Origin of the sequence: Hominimerdicola alba (assembly GCF_900112155.1) — a bacterium.
GTDB lineage: Bacteria > Bacillota > Clostridia > Oscillospirales > Ruminococcaceae > Hominimerdicola > Hominimerdicola alba_D.
The window spans coordinates 16,163-31,817 of the sequence record NZ_FOKQ01000029.1; the positions used below are offsets into that span (position 1 = coordinate 16,163).

A 15,655-nucleotide genomic window follows, 5' to 3' on the forward strand; every position below is an offset into this window, starting at 1 on the left:
CCTCACATATCCGCAGGAACGAAGTCCACCTTGCCCGAGTTGACATTCGCCCCAAGCACTTTGACCCTGAACCTCTCGCCCACGCGGTATTCCTCACCTGTAGAGAAATTTTTCAGCTTCATCATGCCGTCGCACTCATAGTAGCCCTCGGGCATATTATCAAGGTGCAGAAGACCCTCACAGGTGTTGTCAAGCTCGATGAACATACCGAAATCCGTCACCGATACTATCACGCCCTCGTATTCCTCGCCGATGTGACCTGTCATATACTCAGCCTTGTAGCAGTCATCGCAGGCACGCTCGGTCTGCATAGCCGTGAGCTCTGTTTCCGTAGAACGGTCAGCCGCCGCATATACGAACTTATTGAACCTGCTGCGGCAGTCCTCCGCAGGCATACCGTCCAGAAAAGCGGACATTATCCTGTGTATCGAAAGATCGGGGTAACGGCGTATGGGCGAGGTAAAATGCGCATAATCCTCCAGCACCAGTCCGTAGTGACCGATGGGCTCGGTATCGTATTTCGCCTTTGACATACTTCTCAGCACCGCATTGTTGACTATCTTTTCAGCGTCCGTATTTTTGGATAGTTCAAGTATCTCAGCCAGCTGCTTGGTCTTTGGATCATCACCCATAACATACATGATATCCAGTCCCGCCAGCAGTTCTTTCAACCCCTCTATCTTTTCCGCAGAGGGCGGCTCATGCACGCGGTAAACAAAAGGCAGCTCGTTGTCCTTGCCGAATCTTGCCGCGCATTCGTTGGCAGTCAGCATGAAATCTTCTATCATTTCCTGTGCAAAACCGCGGGTGTACTCGCCCACACCAACACAGACGTTATCCTCGTTTATCATCAGGGCGCTCTCGCTGGTCTCTATCTGGGGCGCACCGCGGGCTATACGCTTTTTGCAGAGTATCTCCGCAAGCTCTTTCATCAGCGGCAGCTGCTCCATCACCTCGGCGTATTTCTCCGAAAGCTCGCGGCTCACATAACCGTCAAATATATCGTTTATCTCCGAATATACGCCCTTAACTCTTGACCTTATCACCGATTTCGCAAACTTGTAGCTGAGGATATTTCCCCCATTGTCAAGCTCTGTCAGGCAGGTGAAAGCCAGCCTGTCCTCCTGCGGATTCAGTGAGCATATTCCGTTTGAAAGTTCAGCAGGCAGCATGGGTATCACCCTGTTTGCGTAGTATACGCTGGTGCCCCTCTGAAAAGCTTCGTTATCCAGTGCCGACCTGGGTGTGACATAATGGGAAACGTCAGCGATATGAACGCCAAGTATATAGCCGTTTTCCGTCTTCTGCACCGATATCGCATCATCGATATCCTTGGTGTCAGCGCCGTCAATGGTGAATATAGGCAGATCACGCAGATCAAGCCTGCCATCCTTTTCCTCCTCGGATATACCCTCCGAGGATACCCGCCTTGCTTCGTCGATGACCTCAGCAGGAAAAACTGGTGTCAGTCCCGCGGCTTCAACAATACCAAGAGCGCACACAGCGGCTTTCAGCGAACTTCCAAGACATGAAACTATCTCACAGCGGTGCTCGCTGTGCTTCTCTCCACGCCTTGTTATCACAGCTATGGCTTTATCGCCCTCGTGCAGCTCCAGGCCGAAAGGATTTACAAAATCCAGAGCGTACTTGGATATCACATCGGGCATTATTTTCAGCTTGCCGAATTCGTCAACTATCTCGCCGCTGAATCGGCTGAAATTCTCCTCCTCGATGGATACAACTTCTCCCTCGGGACTGTCCCCGCGGCTCTCCCTCAGCTGTACCATTACGATATCCCCCGGCATAGCACCCAGCAAATGCTTTCCGGGTATAAATACTTCCTCGCCGGTGTCAACGTTCTTAACAAAGCCGAAACTCTTGTGCAGACGAACCACCTTGCAGCGTTTCAGCTTGCCGCCCTTACCCAGCGTAAAGCCCATCTTGCCCTCGATTATCTCGCCCTTTTTCTTCATCTTGTCAACAGTCTTGGCAAATTTATCAAAATCAAAGTTTCCCTTTCTGAAACTTTTAACAAGCTCCTTGAAAGTCACAGGCTTTTTGCCCGATGCTTTGAGCTTGTTGTATATCAGTTTTCTGTAATCCTGTTTCATATATTCTCCTTTTACTTCCTGTAATATTTCCTCTTGTAGTATACCTCGGCTTCATGCAGGGTATCGAATGTCCTGTGCAGCCATCTGTCGCCCCTTATCCATGCAACTCTCAGCCTAGTCAGATCTTCCATCGGTATGCGCACATCGCAGATATCCCAGCTGTCATACAAGCGCTTATATGCGCTCTTTCCGCCGCTTATCTCATTTCGGCGGACCGCTCTGTTAGCAAGTGTCTTGCCCCTGTATCTCCGACGGCATTTGGTGTCGGTTATCATAAATGCTGCAAATTTCTTATAACTCCTGCTCATGCCGCACCTCCGTCCAGCAAGGTCTCAGTTGTCCTTTTTATGCATTTTATCTATCTGTCTGACAGTAAGTTTCGCGCCCGCCATTTCAGCGCAGTTTTTAGCTTCCACTAAGCATACCGGATAGAGCTTTCCATCGGTGATATCCTTTGCAAGGTACATCGAGATATGTCCCCATACGTCACGTATCAACCCATTATCCGCCGTCATGATATCTTGAGCCGCTTCAAAAAAAGCCTTTCCGTTGGCGCTCCTGAGTACGTCGGTATGCTTCTTCAAAAGTCCGAAAGCTTCATTCGCACCGCCGTTCTCACAAAGCCATTTTATCAAGCCCTTAGCCGCAGTAAGACGGTGCATCTTTATTTTCATATCCGAAGCATCGCCATCAAAAGCGTGCTTGTAGCACCCTTTGACAGCTATCTCCCTGTCCTCGGGTCTGCCTGTCATTTCTGCGAAGTATTTGAACCTGAATATGCGTTCACCATCAAGCCCCTCTGCCTTAAAAACATCCACCAGTCTGAGGACTTTATCTTTCATGCCAAGGTCGTTAGCAATGGAAATGCCCTCTTCAAGGCTGTACTCAAAGATATCCGCAGGGTACTGATCGGCATAACTGCCATCTGTCATGAAACCGCAGTAGCAGTCATAATTCGCATTTTTTGCCCGCTGATAAAGCGCTTCGTCCTCGGGTTTGCGGTACTGCTCCATAAGCAGGGCGATCAGTTCAAGATTTGCGCCAATGCCCTGAAAACTCGACTTTTCGCGGGCAATTATTTCCTGCACAAAAAGTTCACGCACCATCTGTTCACGCTCGGGCTCGTCTATCTGTGCCGCACCGAGTCTCAGCCCATACAGCACCCGACCTCTCCTGCCGTAGTTCTCGTCAACATCGCCATAGTTCTCGGTATGCTTGCATTTATAGAAATATTGGGCTTTTTCGCCCGACCTGTATCTGCCTATCTCCGTCCCGAATTCTTCGAGCATCTCGGTAAAAGTTTCCTTATAGTCCATTTTGTTGTACCATTACAATCGTTTATTCTTCCTTATCAAAACTGAGCGCCGTATACTCCTCTTTCAAAGTATACCCGAATTTTGAAGCTATCTTCAATGACATGGTATTAGCCGCGTCCCAGTGAGGTCTCAGCCCCCTGCGAACGCACTCCGAAATGAATGCCGCGCCTGCGATAGTCGCAAGACCTTTCCTGCGGTAGTCGGGGTGAGTTGCTATCTCGACCTCAACTCCCCTGCTGTATACCGAATAGCACGAAGCCGCACAGATGAGCCGTCCTTCGTGGGTTATACAGCAGCCGAAGGCATTCTCCGAGAAATCCTTATAGTCCGAAAAATTTCCCACAAAAGCCCATGACCATTCTTTTTTAAGTGCCTGAGCATAATACTTTTCATTTATCATCTCAAGCTTATAGTCCGCAAATTTGGATATATCTGCAAGTTTTGCAATATTATCAATATCAAACTTTTCAGGCGGAGAAGTGCGGTATCTGGTGGTAGTGATAATTCCCTCGCCGAGCCCTGTCAGCGCCTTTATCCAGTCTTTGGATGCAGGCATGAACACAGCCTCAGAGTTGCCTTTCGCTATCTCAAAAGCTTCCCGCGCAAAAGCATGGTCTCCCGCCGTGAAATAAAAATCACCCGCTTCGATGACACCCGCAGTAGGTTTATCGGGGTCATCACAGTGGCATATCCCCACCCTGCCCTCTGCGCAGCTTATCAGCACCGAGTCTTCAAAGCCCTCAAACAGCGGCATAAGCGCCTTTCTGTTATCCGTTTTTACCATATTTTTAATTTCCTCCACATGAAAAAAAGCCCCGCTGCGGCAGGGCTGATATTTTCTCCACTGAATTTCCACCGACAGCGTACCGCCGCCGTTTCATACACAGCTTACTTGCTGAGATACTTGTGGATAACGCTTACTGCGATGGTCAGTATGAACATAACGATCGCTGCGTTTCTGGTCAGTCTGTTAAGCTTGGCATCGCGTGTATTGCCTGTATTCTTGCCATAGAACGAATCATTGTAGCCGCCGCCGATAGCGGAAGTCAGACCATCGTCCTTGGATTCCTGGATAAGAACTACCAATACGATAACAACGCTGCATAATGCAAGCACAACACCTGCACCTATCTCGATAGGGCTCATAATACTCTCCTCCGTAACTGATAACATTATTTATGTCATTATAGCATACTTTTCAGAAAAAAGCAAGGGGTTTTCACAATTTTTTTACGATAGCAAATTTACGCCCTATTTACGGCGAATATCCTCTGCCGTGTTGACAATCTTCGCTAAATAGATTATAATAATGAAGACATCAGTCAAGCAAAGGAGAATTTTGATGGATAACGAAAAGAAGGTCCGTTCTGTAGGAGTGGCTTCCGTCGTTGTTGCGGGGATATTTGTGGTATGCATGGTCTTCATCATCGGCAAAGTGGTCTTCGCAAGCAATTCGACTGAACCGCCTGCAGGGCTGAACACTGCTACTATAAACACAAATGTCACCGAGCCCAAGGTGACTAAAAACAATAAACCGGCAACCGCAGCCCCCGCTGATACTACCGAAAGCGGCGCACCCGCAGTTTCGGGTGAAAGTTCGGCTGAAGCTGCATCGTCAGCGGCTGAAGATACTTCATCCTCAGCTTCGGAAGAACATGGCATAAAGTATATCACCGAGTATGCATATCTCCACACACAGCCCTCCAATGATGCCGAGAATATCGTCTGCATGACCCCCGGCGTATCCGTCACTGTGCTGGGTTATGAAGATAACGGCTATGTCAAGATAACTTTTACAGGAAATGACGGTCAGCTGACAGGATATATCTATCAGGACTATCTCTCCGATTATCAGACAGTCCTCCCGCCCTGGGAACAGTAATGGCGAAGATATTCACCTATACCACCCTATCCGATGGCAGACGGATAGATTTCATCCTTGACAGGGGCAGGCGGCGTAATGCAGTTCTCGCAATAAACGAGGGCAGGCTGACAGTCCGTGTGCCTGAGCGTTTTGATGTATCGCAGATACGTAGTTTCATCCAACAGCACATCGAATGGATAGACCTGAATCTCGAAAAAAGCGCAAAGCACTCGGGTCTTCCGCGTACTTTCGAGGACGGCGAAGAGATACGTCTGCTGGGGCAGAAGACGGTTATAACTACTGTTAAGTCCGACAGATATTTCAAGCCCCGCATCGAGGGCGAAAAACTTCTGATAGCCGTATGCGGCAGTGTTGACCGCGAATATATGGTCAGGCAGGTACAGACTTTCATAGTCGAGTTAGCAAACCGCGAGATAACCGAGAGTATGCAGCGCCTTACCGCACAGATGGGGCTTTTCCCGAAAAAGATAACCGTAAAGGATCTCAGTGCCAGCTGGGGCAGGTGCAGTTCAAACGGCAGCATATCCATAAACTACAAGGTGGCAGCCTACTCAAAGGCTCACATCGATTATGTATGCATACACGAACTCGCACACCTAGTACACATGGATCACAGCGCTGATTTCTGGGAGCTTGTTGGGCGCTACTGTCCCGACTGGAAAAAGCTCCGAGGGAGTATGCGTTCGGACGACGGTGAAGATTGAACCATTCTCTATATAGATTATTTTCCCCGATGTGTTTACAGACACTTCGGGGATTTCTATTGTTGGGTAGATCGTATATCTCGATTTATTGGGATTTTCCGTTGTCGGTAAAATGTCGCTTCAAAAGCGACCATATCCTCCTCAATATGTGTTATCATATAGTCACAGTAAGAAAACCGTGAACCTGAAACACATAAGGAGGAACGACTATGAAAAAGAATAATAACAACATCACCGAACTGGTATTCGTACTTGACAGAAGCGGTTCAATGGCAGGGCTTGAATCCGACACCGTAGGCGGATTCAACTCGCTTATCAAAGACCAGAAAAATTCCGAGGGCAAGGCATTCGTGACGACAGTGCTTTTTGATACCGAGTTTATCTACGTACATGACCGCGCAGATATCTCGAAAGTTAAGCCCCTCACTGAGAAGGACTATGTTCCCCGTGGCTGTACCGCACTTCTGGACGCTGTTGGCATGACTATACAGCATATCGCAGGGATACATAAGTACGCCCGTCCCGAGGACGTGCCATCGAAAACCATATTCGTGATAACCACCGACGGTATGGAAAATGCAAGCCGTGAATTCAGGTATGACACCGTTAAAAAGCTCATTGAAAAGGAGCAGAAAAAATACGGCTGGGAGTTCATATTCCTCGGTGCGAATATCGATGCGGCAGCTACAGCAGGTTCGATGGGCATAGCGAATGCTTCAAACTATAAAGCCGATGGTAAAGGCACAAGACTGATGTACGGCGCTGTCGGCAGGGCTGTTAAATGTATGCGTGAATCAGCACCTCTTGCGGCGGATTGGAATGCAGATATGGAAGAGGATGCGGCGAGATAAAAAGCAAACTCGCGGAAACAATGCAGTGTACCAAACAATAGAAATCCCCGAAGTGCATATCAACACTTCGGGGATTTATTTTATCTGTCATTTATTGCAATATAAGGTCTTTCCTTAGCCACTGCCTTGTAAGCGGGACGGATTATCCTCTTGCCTGTTACCAGTTCCTCGAAACGGTGAGCGCACCAGCCGGGCATTCTCGATACTGCAAACATAGGTGTGAACAGATCCTGGGGAACGCCAAGCATTCTGTAAACAAAGCCCGAATACATATCGACATTTGCGCACATAGCCTTGTCGCTGCCCTTTATTTTCAGGAACAGCTCCGGGGTCAGGCGCTCTATGGTCTCAAGAAGTCTGTACTCTCTTTCAAACTCGGTACCCTCAGCCATGCGCTTTGCATTTGCTTTGAGTATTACCGCTCTCGGGTCGGAAAGGGTATAAACAGCATGGCCCATGCCGTAGATAAGTCCCGACTTGTCGAAAGCTTCCTTTTTGAGTATCTTGGTGAGGAAATCAGCTACTTCGCCCTCGTCGTCCCAGTTGGAAACGTTCTGCTTTACGCAGTCCTGCATAGCGGATACCTTGATATTCGCACCGCCGTGCTTAGGTCCTTTCAGTGAACCGATAGCTGCGGAATATGCAGAGTAGGGGTCGGTGCCCGAAGAAGTCAGCACGCGGCAAGCAAAGGTGGAGTTGTTTCCGCCGCCGTGTTCAGCGTGCAGCATCATCAGCAGGTCGAGAAGCTTTGCTTCATCATCTGTGAACTTTCTGTCAGGACGTATAGCCGCAAGGATCATCTCAGCAGTGCTGTGATTGGGATCCAGCGGGTGCAGGAACATTGTCTGGTTATCGAATGTTCTCTTCTTTACCTGGTAAGCCAGTGTCATTATGTACGGCAGCTTCGAGATTATGGATATAGCCGTTGCCATCTCGTACTCAGGCGCACGGTTCTCTGGGTTGTCGTCATAGGAATAAAGCGCCAGTATCGAACGGGACATCTTGTTCATGATATCCTTAGAGGGTGCTTTGAGTATCATATCCGAGAAGAAATCCGCAGGCAGGGGACGGTTCTCTGCTATCATGTGTCTGAAAGCAGCCAGTTCGTCCTTTTTAGGCAGTTCGCCCAGCAGAAGGAGATATACTATCTCCTCAAAACCGAAGCGGTTCTCCTTAACGGCATTTCCCACCAGATCGTTTATATTGTAGCCGCGATAGATCAGCTGACCCTCGATCGGCATTTTTTCTCCTTCATTCACCACATATCCGTGAACATTGCAAATATTGGTAAGACCCGCAGTAACACCAGTGCCATCGGCATTTCTCAGACCTCTCTTGACTCTGTACCTGTCATAGTAACCGGGGTCGATAGTGTTGTTTTTCACAAACTGCTGACAGAGCAGTTTTCTTGCTGTATCATTTACCATTCCTTCCACTCACTTTCCTTGGATATTCTGTAATTATACCACATCCCGCCATTTTTGTCAACTGTGATAATGTTAACGAATGACATAATTAACCACGAAAAACAGATACAACTGCTGTAAGGGGAGTTATATGCTTATATCTTTACGGGTGAAATCTGTCCGTTCAAGGGCTTTGCCGTTGGGCAGAGGTTCGAGAGACCTGAAAACAGGGGAATATCCTGCATTTTCCATAGCAGATATCAGCGATGGGGTATCTATCTCGTGATGGACTTCGTCAAGCCTGTCAAAGGCGTGAAGATAGGGAGAATCCGAAACCCAGCCTGCGGTATCGGTATTTATCTGTATTACGCAGGATACATGATCGGGGGACACCTGCTTCACAGCTTTAATAAAAGCATCAAAGCCGATATATTCTATCAGCAGATCGGCGATAAGAAGTTCGCTGTGGGGCAGTATGTGCGATTCGGTCACAAGATCGGCGCGTATACATTCAAGCACCTCCGAAAGCTGTGGATATCTTTCGGATACCACTTTGAGATAATCGCGGTTGATATCAATGCCGTATACCTTATCGAAGTCTTTCTCAGTGATATGCCGAAGTCCGTTGCCCCCTGCGATACCCAGTATCATCACGGTTTTAGCGGGATATGCGGTAAACTGCTCTTTCATGATTCTGTCAAGCGCCTGCAGCTGCCCGACAGATTCCAGACTCATATGGTTCTCATAGTCGGCAAGGCTTATTTCTTCCCAGGGTTCAGGCATTTGTGTCACCTCTGTATCTCATTTCCCAGAAAGCCACAGCACCTGCGGCAGCAACATTCAGGGAATCAACGCCGTGAGCCATGGGTATTTTTACGGTCATGTCACATTCATCGATGGTGGAAGTTTTCAGTCCGTCACCCTCAGTGCCAAGGACTATCGCCAGCTTATCGGCGCTTTTAAGGCGCTCGTCCTCAATGCTGACAGTATCCGACCTGAGCGCCATAGCCGCTGTGACGAATCCCATATCGCGAAGTTTATCGATATATCCGCTTTCTGAGCGCCCGATGAACTTCCAGGGCACCTGAAACACCGTACCCATGCTTACGCGGATAGTACGCCTGAAAAACGGGTCGCTGCATCCGTCTGTCAGCAGGACTGCATCAATGCCCAGCGCCGCCGCAGAGCGGAAAACCGCCCCGATATTGGTCTGGTTCATGATATCCTCCAGCACCGCCACCCTGTGTATCTGCGCGGGAAGCTCACTGTCTTCAGTCTTACGCTTCATGGCACACAGCACGCCCTGTGTAAGTTTGAAGCCTGTTATCTCTTCAAGAAGTTTCTTGTCAGCCGAGAAAACAGGAACGTCACCGACCCTTTCAACGATATCAGCCGCCTGCCCCGTGATGTACTTTTCATCCGAAAGCAGAGAAACAGCTTCATATCCCGCATCAAGGGCGGTACGTATTACCTTCGGGCTTTCTGCCACGAAGATACCCTGCGCTTTCAGCGAGAGCTCGGCGGTATCCCTGTAAGGTGCCAGCCCCTCGGTATCAAGATCATTTATGCGAACTATCCTGCCCATTTATATGCCCCCTTTTCAAACTTATATCATCATACCATACCTGCATATTTTTTTCAACACCCCACCCACAAAAGGGATAAAATTTGCCGCCCAAAAAGGACCTGATCGTCAAGTGATTTTTCTTGACATTACTTGCCGTTTTTTCGTCGAACTGCCCGGCCATACACCTGTAATATTGTGCAAACATATGTTTTATATTTTAACTCGGACATATTTCTGCAAGAGTTGTACAAAAACGTACAACTTTTCACCTAAAATCACTGATAGTGAAAAGACATCTGTTCAAACTGCAGATGCCTGCGCCGTCCCCACACAAAAGATCATCCCACTTATGCGCACGATGGCAGGCAGCCGCCGACTATGACTACGGCATACCAGGCGGCGTGTCATACTGTATAATGGTGAATCATCAAATTCTGTGGTTTTAAATATTTTAATAAATAGATACTTGTAAAAACGGCACAACGGATATCCACAAAATAGTCATACTGCTTCTTGAAAAAGTCTGCAATATGTGTTATAATGTGAATATATAATTATCTGATAATTTTATTAGATGAAATGAAAGGAGTTTTTTATGAAAGTAATCAAAAAATTTCTGGGTCTTATGACTGCAGGTGCTATGTCTCTCTCATCCCTGCCATTCATAAGTGCTCAGGCTCAGGACGTATCCAAAATGACACCTGCGCAGATAGCAGCAGATATGGGTGTGGGCTGGAACCTCGGCAATACCCTTGACGCCCACGACGGCGGCAGTCACAGAAAGATGGGGCTCGAATCAGAGACCTACTGGGGCAACCCCAAGGCGACAAAGGAGCTCATCGATGCGGTGAAAGCCAAGGGCTTCAATACTATCCGTATCCCTGTGACCTGGTATCCCCATGCGGACGCCAACTACAAGATAGACAGTGCCTGGATGAGCAGAGTTAAGCAGGTGGTAGACTGGGCAATAGCCGATGACACCTACGTTATACTCAATATCCACCATGAGGAATGGAACAGACCTACCAACGACAACTATTCTGCGGCCTCCAAGGAGCTGAAAGCTTTCTGGAAGCAGATAGCTACCGAGTTCCAGAACTATGACCGTCACCTCATATTCGAGGGCATGAACGAGCCCAGAAATTACGGCGGTACTCATGAATGGGACGGCGGTACCACAGAAATGAGAGAAGTCGTAAACAAGCTGGATAAGGATTTTGTTGATACCGTAAGAGCAACAGGCGGCAAAAACAAGACCAGATGCCTGATGATACCCACATACGCTGCAAGCTCGACTACTGCTGCAATGCGTGCGCTGAGTATCCCCAATGACTCTAATATACTGGTATCCATCCACGCTTATAACCCTTACAACTTCACCATGAATACAGGTAACGGCGCCACCAGCGTGTTCGACAGCACTCAGGAAAATGAGCTGAAGCAGCTGTTCAACAATATCAACAATATCTACCTTTCAAAGGGTCATGCTGTCGTTATCGGTGAGTTCAGTTCTTCAAACAAGAACAACACCAGCGAGCGTGTAAAGTGGGCTAACAGCTATGCTACCCTGGCTAAGAACAAGGGCATACCGATAGTTCTCTGGGATAACAACGCCCCTGTTGACAACTACAACAATGGTGAGGGTCACGGCTACATCAACAGAAAGACACTCCAGTGGTACGACACTGCCGAGCCTGTTGTAAATGCGCTGATAAAGAGCTACGGCCACGTTAAGGCTTCCAAGGAAAAGACCATCAGCAACTGTAAGATAACTCTTTCGCAGAAATCCTACACCTATGACGGCAATGAGCACAAGCCTTCCGTAACCGTTTCTTTCGACGGCAAAAATCTCACCGAGGGCAAGGATTACTCCCTCACATACAAGGGCGGCAAAAACATAGGCGATGCTTCCGTTACAGTTACGGGTATCGGCGATTTCAAGGGCTCTTCGACCGTAAAGTTCTCTATCGATCCCGCTAACCTCTCGGGCTACAAGCTGGGCGATGTAAACTTTGACAACTCGATAAACATCACCGATATCACCCTGACATCTGCCCATGTAAAGGGCAAGAATATAATGTCCGCAAGCCGTGTAAAGGCTGCTGACATCAACCGCGACGGCAAGGTAAACGTAACCGATATCACCAGAATAGCAGCTCATGTAAAGGGCAAAAAGCTTCTTCCCAATGAAAGCGTAGCGTGATATTTTCACCCGCGAAAAAATTCATCCGCAGTTGATTTTTGATAAAATTGTATAATTCTCATAAATTTTGGGCGATATATTCTACATTATGGCTCATCATTTAGGGTGATGCGACACCATCACGGAAATGGTATAATCAGTATAGTGGAAGATTTGCAAAAAAACTCGGAAGAACAAAAGAAGATTCCGCTATTAACCCCCTATCGTAAAACTAGAGAACGACCCGGCGCAGCAGAACGCCGGGTCGTTTTTTGCATATTTTCCGCGATGAAAGGCGTTTTCGGCAGAGAGGATATTTCAAACACAGCGAAGACTTCCCACGATAATATTCATACACACCCGCACAGATCATCTCACACGGATATGCACCTCGCAGACGGATAAAAAATCAAAACTTTTTCTGTAAAAGGTCTTTATTTTTTGTGAAAAATGTTGTATAATGTAAAGTGAACTATTTTGATTCTTTTTCACAAGGAGGAAAACAATATGGCAACCTACAAGGTAATAATAATGGGTAAGGAGTATGTCCTCACAAGCGAGGAAAACAAGGACTACACCGAAAGACTGGCAGCAGCACTGGATAAGCGCATAAAAGACATGAGAGCGCGTTTTTCCAGCCTTTCAATCACTGACTGCGCAGTACTCACCGCCCTTGACTGCATGGACGAACTGGGACAGTCTAACAGAAACATCGACAATATCCGCACACAGATAAAGGATTATGTTGACGATGCAGGCAGAGCTAGAAATCAGGCTACAGCAGCACAGCGTGAGATCAAGATGCTCAGGGAAAGAGTTGAGCAGCTTGAAAAAGAACTGGCTGAACGAACAAATTTCAGTGCTATGGATAATGTGGGCGAAGCTGTCAGTGCTGAGGATATCCTCAGAGGCGATATCAAGGCGGCTATAGGCGAGACCTCCGAGCCCGAAGAAGCCCCTGCTGATAATACCGCACAGAAAAAATCGATACAGGACAGCCCCTATATGCGCAGCTACGAACAGGCTATGAACAGACGACCCGTTGACGGCGCAGCAGGCGGCGCAAGATTCAACGGAAACGATCAGGGAAACAACAAGTAAATGGCTGAGATACTTGCACCCTGCGGCTCCCCCGAAGTATTGAAAGCAGCCCTGAGAGCGGGCTGTGATGCAGTGTATCTTGGCGGCGAGGAATTTTCTGCCAGACAGAACGCCGCTAATTTCTGCAATGAGGACATCGTCAATGCGGTCTACGAATGTCACAAGCGCGGTGTGAAAGTCTACCGCACCATAAACACGGTGATATTCGATGAACAGATGGATAAGTGCATAAAAGCGGTGGAACACTGCGCAAGAGCAGGTGTTGACGGCATCATCACCCAGGATCTTGCACTGGTCGAGATAGTCCGCAAATGCTGTCCAGATATGCATATCCACGCTTCAACTCAGATGACCATACACACCCGCAGGGGCATGGAAGTCACCAAAAAGCTGGGTTTCAGCCGCACCGTAATTTCCCGCGAACTGCCGCTTGATATAATCAAGGAACTTTCAGCGCTGGGCATCGAGACCGAGGTTTTCGTACATGGTGCGCTGTGTATGTCAGTATCGGGACAGTGCTACATGAGCGCGGTAGTAGGCTCTCGCAGTGCTAACAGAGGTCTCTGTGCACAGGCTTGCAGACTTCCCTGTAATGCAGGGGGCAGAGGCAAGGACAGATATGACCTTTCTCTGAAAGATCTTTCTTACTGCGATGAACTGGGCGAGATAGTAAACGCAGGTGTCAGCTCGCTGAAGATAGAGGGGCGCATGAAACGTCCTGAATACGTGGCTATGGCTGTGGACAGCTGCAAAAAAGCTCTGGCAGGCGAAGATTACGACAGGAATACTCTCGAAGCTGTATTTTCCCGCAACGGATTTACAAACGGTTATCTGCGACACAAACTGGGCGCGGATATGTTCGGTATGCGCACAGGTGAGGACGCTGCTGCGGGCGCTAAAGCCATGCCTAAAATTCATGAGCTTTATCGCTATGAGGACAAGCGTGATACCCTCCGCTTTAAAGTAACTATCAAAGCGGACGAGCCGGTCAGAATTACTGCCCGTGACAGTCTCGGCAGCGAAGTCAGCATCGAGGGCGACTATCCTCAACAAGCGCTGAGCAGAGCGATAGATGAAGCCGCCGTGATAAAGCAGCTTTCAAAACTCGGCGACACGATATACAGCTTCGGTGGTGCTGAATGTGACATAGATGAGGGACTTTTCGTGAGCCCCGGCGTGCTGAACGAACTCAGGCGCAAGGTCTGCATGGAGATGGACAGTGCACGTATGCTGAAAAACTCCGCTGTTGTGCCATTTACAAATTCCGATATCACCGATTTTCCCGAATATAAGGGCAGCGGACAGACTATCCGAGTAAGCGTGACGAACCTTGAGCAGCTGGGGGCGGTATCTCCCGAAAAAGTTGAGATGTGCTGTATACCCCTCGAATTTGCAGTACGTGCGGCTGAGGTCTTCCCTGTCGAAAAACTTGCAGTGATGATGCCGCGATTCACATTTGACGAGGAAAAACAGCTTAACCGCCTTGCGGAAGCAAAGCGTGTTGGGATAACCCATCTCTACGGCACTAACCTCGCACATACCGAGATCGCAAAAGAGTTTGGCATGATGCTTCATGCGGGCTTCGGCTTCAATCTTACAAACTCCTGTGCGCTGAATGTAGCGAAAGAACTGGGTGCGGCTGACGCGATAGTAAGCTTTGAGCTGAAAGCTTCGCAGATAGCAAAGCTGAAAAAGCCCATGCTCATCGGTGTTTACGCCTATGGCAGACTTCCCTTGATGATGACAGTAAACTGCCCAATATCAGCGGCGGTGGGCTGTAAAAACTGCACACATCACATCACCGACCGCACAGGGCGCGACTTCCCTGTTAAATGCTCAAAGCGCGAGGGATATGTGGAGATACTCAACAGCGAGTTGCTTTACATGGCTGACAAGCTTGGCGATCTCCGCTGTGCTGATATACTCATGCTGGATTTTACCGATGAAACTCCCGCACAGGTAAGACATATCATCGAGGAATACGAAAACGGCGGTCTGAACGGCAGACCCGATAAGATAACCCGCGGTCTGTATTACCGTGGTGTACAATAAAGGAGACAGTTATGAAACTTTTGTTCAAAAAACTGCGCGAGGGCGCAGTCATACCCAAATACCAGACAGAGTACAGCGCAGGGCTTGATCTTTGCGCCTGTGTTGACGGCAAGATAAATGTTCCAGCGGGTGCTACCGTAAAAGTGCCGACAGGTCTTGCGGCAGAGCTTGAAAACGAGAAAAACGCTGTACTGCTTATATATGCCAGAAGTTCCCTCGCCACAAAGCTGGGACTTGCCCCCGCAAACTGCGTGGGCGTAGTTGACTGGGACTACCGCGGCGAGCTGATAGTCGCACTGCACAATCATTCCACTGAGGACTGCATCATAAACAACGGCGACCGCATAGCACAGCTGGTGATAACCCCAATCTTCCGCCCCGAGATATGCGAAGCCGAAGAGCTTTCCGACACCGCAAGAGGTGCAGGAGGGTTCGGATCAACGGGTAAATAATTCACAATTCATAATTCATAATTGTTGA

15 protein-coding genes are annotated in these 15,655 nt (G+C 48.4%); 7 read left to right on the top strand and 8 right to left on the bottom strand.

Annotation, left to right across the window (positions count from 1 at the left end):
- Positions 1-2 precede the first annotated feature (2 nt).
- The 5 genes from rnr to secG all read right to left on the bottom strand — a co-directional run bounded on the left by rnr (position 3) and on the right by secG (position 4,573).
- Positions 3-2,111 (bottom strand): ribonuclease R, encoded by a 2,109-nt coding sequence (rnr, locus tag BM265_RS14320; RefSeq protein ID WP_074962599.1) that lies wholly within the window; start codon positions 2,109-2,111, stop codon positions 3-5.
- A gap of 11 nt (positions 2,112-2,122) precedes the next feature.
- Complete coding sequence (locus BM265_RS14325; protein WP_074962600.1) at positions 2,123-2,419, bottom strand: hypothetical protein; 297 nt, start codon at positions 2,417-2,419, stop codon at positions 2,123-2,125.
- 24 nt (positions 2,420-2,443) lie between these two features.
- A complete protein-coding gene (locus BM265_RS14330; protein ID WP_074962602.1) occupies positions 2,444-3,427 on the bottom strand; it encodes a hypothetical protein in 984 nt (327 codons plus the stop codon).
- A gap of 22 nt (positions 3,428-3,449) precedes the next feature.
- Complete coding sequence (locus BM265_RS14335) at positions 3,450-4,211, bottom strand: GNAT family N-acetyltransferase (protein WP_074962605.1); 762 nt, start codon at positions 4,209-4,211, stop codon at positions 3,450-3,452.
- 104 nt (positions 4,212-4,315) lie between these two features.
- Positions 4,316-4,573, bottom strand: coding sequence for a preprotein translocase subunit SecG (secG, locus tag BM265_RS14340; RefSeq protein ID WP_074832437.1), 258 nt, complete (start codon positions 4,571-4,573; stop codon positions 4,316-4,318).
- Between the two features lie 196 nt (positions 4,574-4,769).
- Here secG and BM265_RS14345 point away from each other — a divergent pair, with 196 nt between their 5' ends.
- The 3 genes from BM265_RS14345 (at position 4,770) to BM265_RS14355 (ending at position 6,867) form a co-directional block, all read left to right on the top strand.
- On the top strand, positions 4,770-5,309 hold the full coding sequence (locus BM265_RS14345) for an SH3 domain-containing protein (protein WP_074962607.1): 540 nt from the start codon (positions 4,770-4,772) through the stop codon (positions 5,307-5,309).
- Entirely contained in the window at positions 5,309-6,016 is a 708-nt protein-coding gene (locus BM265_RS14350) for a M48 family metallopeptidase (RefSeq protein ID WP_074962609.1), read from the top strand. Before BM265_RS14345 ends, BM265_RS14350 begins: the two co-directional genes overlap by 1 nt.
- Before the next feature lie 209 nt (positions 6,017-6,225).
- Complete coding sequence (locus BM265_RS14355; protein ID WP_074962611.1) at positions 6,226-6,867, top strand: vWA domain-containing protein; 642 nt, start codon at positions 6,226-6,228, stop codon at positions 6,865-6,867.
- 80 nt (positions 6,868-6,947) lie between these two features.
- Here the strand turns inward: BM265_RS14355 and BM265_RS14360 are convergent, their stop codons facing one another.
- The 3 genes from BM265_RS14360 to BM265_RS14370 form a co-directional block, all read right to left on the bottom strand.
- Entirely contained in the window at positions 6,948-8,294 is a 1,347-nt protein-coding gene (locus BM265_RS14360) for a citrate/2-methylcitrate synthase (RefSeq protein ID WP_074962613.1), read from the bottom strand.
- A 126-nt stretch (positions 8,295-8,420) separates the two neighbouring features.
- Positions 8,421-9,056, bottom strand: a complete 636-nt coding sequence (locus BM265_RS14365; protein WP_074962618.1) for a methyltransferase type 11 — start codon at positions 9,054-9,056, stop codon at positions 8,421-8,423.
- Positions 9,049-9,858, bottom strand: coding sequence for a TrmH family RNA methyltransferase (locus BM265_RS14370; protein WP_074962620.1), 810 nt, complete (start codon positions 9,856-9,858; stop codon positions 9,049-9,051). Before BM265_RS14370 ends, BM265_RS14365 begins: the two co-directional genes overlap by 8 nt.
- 577 nt (positions 9,859-10,435) lie before the next feature.
- Here BM265_RS14370 and BM265_RS14375 point away from each other — a divergent pair.
- From BM265_RS14375 to dut, 4 genes are all read left to right on the top strand, one after another.
- Positions 10,436-12,043 (top strand): cellulase family glycosylhydrolase, encoded by a 1,608-nt coding sequence (locus tag BM265_RS14375; protein WP_074962621.1) that lies wholly within the window; start codon positions 10,436-10,438, stop codon positions 12,041-12,043.
- A gap of 486 nt (positions 12,044-12,529) precedes the next feature.
- Complete coding sequence (locus BM265_RS14380) at positions 12,530-13,123, top strand: cell division protein ZapA (protein ID WP_081358478.1); 594 nt, start codon at positions 12,530-12,532, stop codon at positions 13,121-13,123.
- A complete protein-coding gene (locus BM265_RS14385; protein WP_074962623.1) occupies positions 13,124-15,175 on the top strand; it encodes a U32 family peptidase in 2,052 nt (683 codons plus the stop codon).
- A gap of 11 nt (positions 15,176-15,186) precedes the next feature.
- Entirely contained in the window at positions 15,187-15,627 is a 441-nt protein-coding gene (gene dut / locus BM265_RS14390) for a dUTP diphosphatase (RefSeq protein WP_074962624.1), read from the top strand.
- Positions 15,628-15,655: the final 28 nt, after the last annotated feature.

What these genes read in the sequence shown, in the direction of transcription:
- rnr (WP_074962599.1), bottom strand. Translation starts at nt 2,111, where the DNA reads ATGAAACAGGATTACAGAAAACTGATATACAACAAGCTCAAAGCATCG.
- BM265_RS14325 (WP_074962600.1), bottom strand. Translation starts at nt 2,419, where the DNA reads ATGAGCAGGAGTTATAAGAAATTTGCAGCATTTATGATAACCGACACC.
- BM265_RS14330 (WP_074962602.1), bottom strand. Translation starts at nt 3,427, where the DNA reads ATGGACTATAAGGAAACTTTTACCGAGATGCTCGAAGAATTCGGGACG.
- BM265_RS14335 (WP_074962605.1), bottom strand. Translation starts at nt 4,211, where the DNA reads ATGGTAAAAACGGATAACAGAAAGGCGCTTATGCCGCTGTTTGAGGGC.
- secG (WP_074832437.1), bottom strand. Translation starts at nt 4,573, where the DNA reads ATGAGCCCTATCGAGATAGGTGCAGGTGTTGTGCTTGCATTATGCAGC.
- BM265_RS14345 (WP_074962607.1), top strand. Translation starts at nt 4,770, where the DNA reads ATGGATAACGAAAAGAAGGTCCGTTCTGTAGGAGTGGCTTCCGTCGTT.
- BM265_RS14350 (WP_074962609.1), top strand. Translation starts at nt 5,309, where the DNA reads ATGGCGAAGATATTCACCTATACCACCCTATCCGATGGCAGACGGATA.
- BM265_RS14355 (WP_074962611.1), top strand. Translation starts at nt 6,226, where the DNA reads ATGAAAAAGAATAATAACAACATCACCGAACTGGTATTCGTACTTGAC.
- BM265_RS14360 (WP_074962613.1), bottom strand. Translation starts at nt 8,294, where the DNA reads ATGGTAAATGATACAGCAAGAAAACTGCTCTGTCAGCAGTTTGTGAAA.
- BM265_RS14365 (WP_074962618.1), bottom strand. Translation starts at nt 9,056, where the DNA reads ATGCCTGAACCCTGGGAAGAAATAAGCCTTGCCGACTATGAGAACCAT.
- BM265_RS14370 (WP_074962620.1), bottom strand. Translation starts at nt 9,858, where the DNA reads ATGGGCAGGATAGTTCGCATAAATGATCTTGATACCGAGGGGCTGGCA.
- BM265_RS14375 (WP_074962621.1), top strand. Translation starts at nt 10,436, where the DNA reads ATGAAAGTAATCAAAAAATTTCTGGGTCTTATGACTGCAGGTGCTATG.
- BM265_RS14380 (WP_081358478.1), top strand. Translation starts at nt 12,530, where the DNA reads ATGGCAACCTACAAGGTAATAATAATGGGTAAGGAGTATGTCCTCACA.
- BM265_RS14385 (WP_074962623.1), top strand. Translation starts at nt 13,124, where the DNA reads ATGGCTGAGATACTTGCACCCTGCGGCTCCCCCGAAGTATTGAAAGCA.
- dut (WP_074962624.1), top strand. Translation starts at nt 15,187, where the DNA reads ATGAAACTTTTGTTCAAAAAACTGCGCGAGGGCGCAGTCATACCCAAA.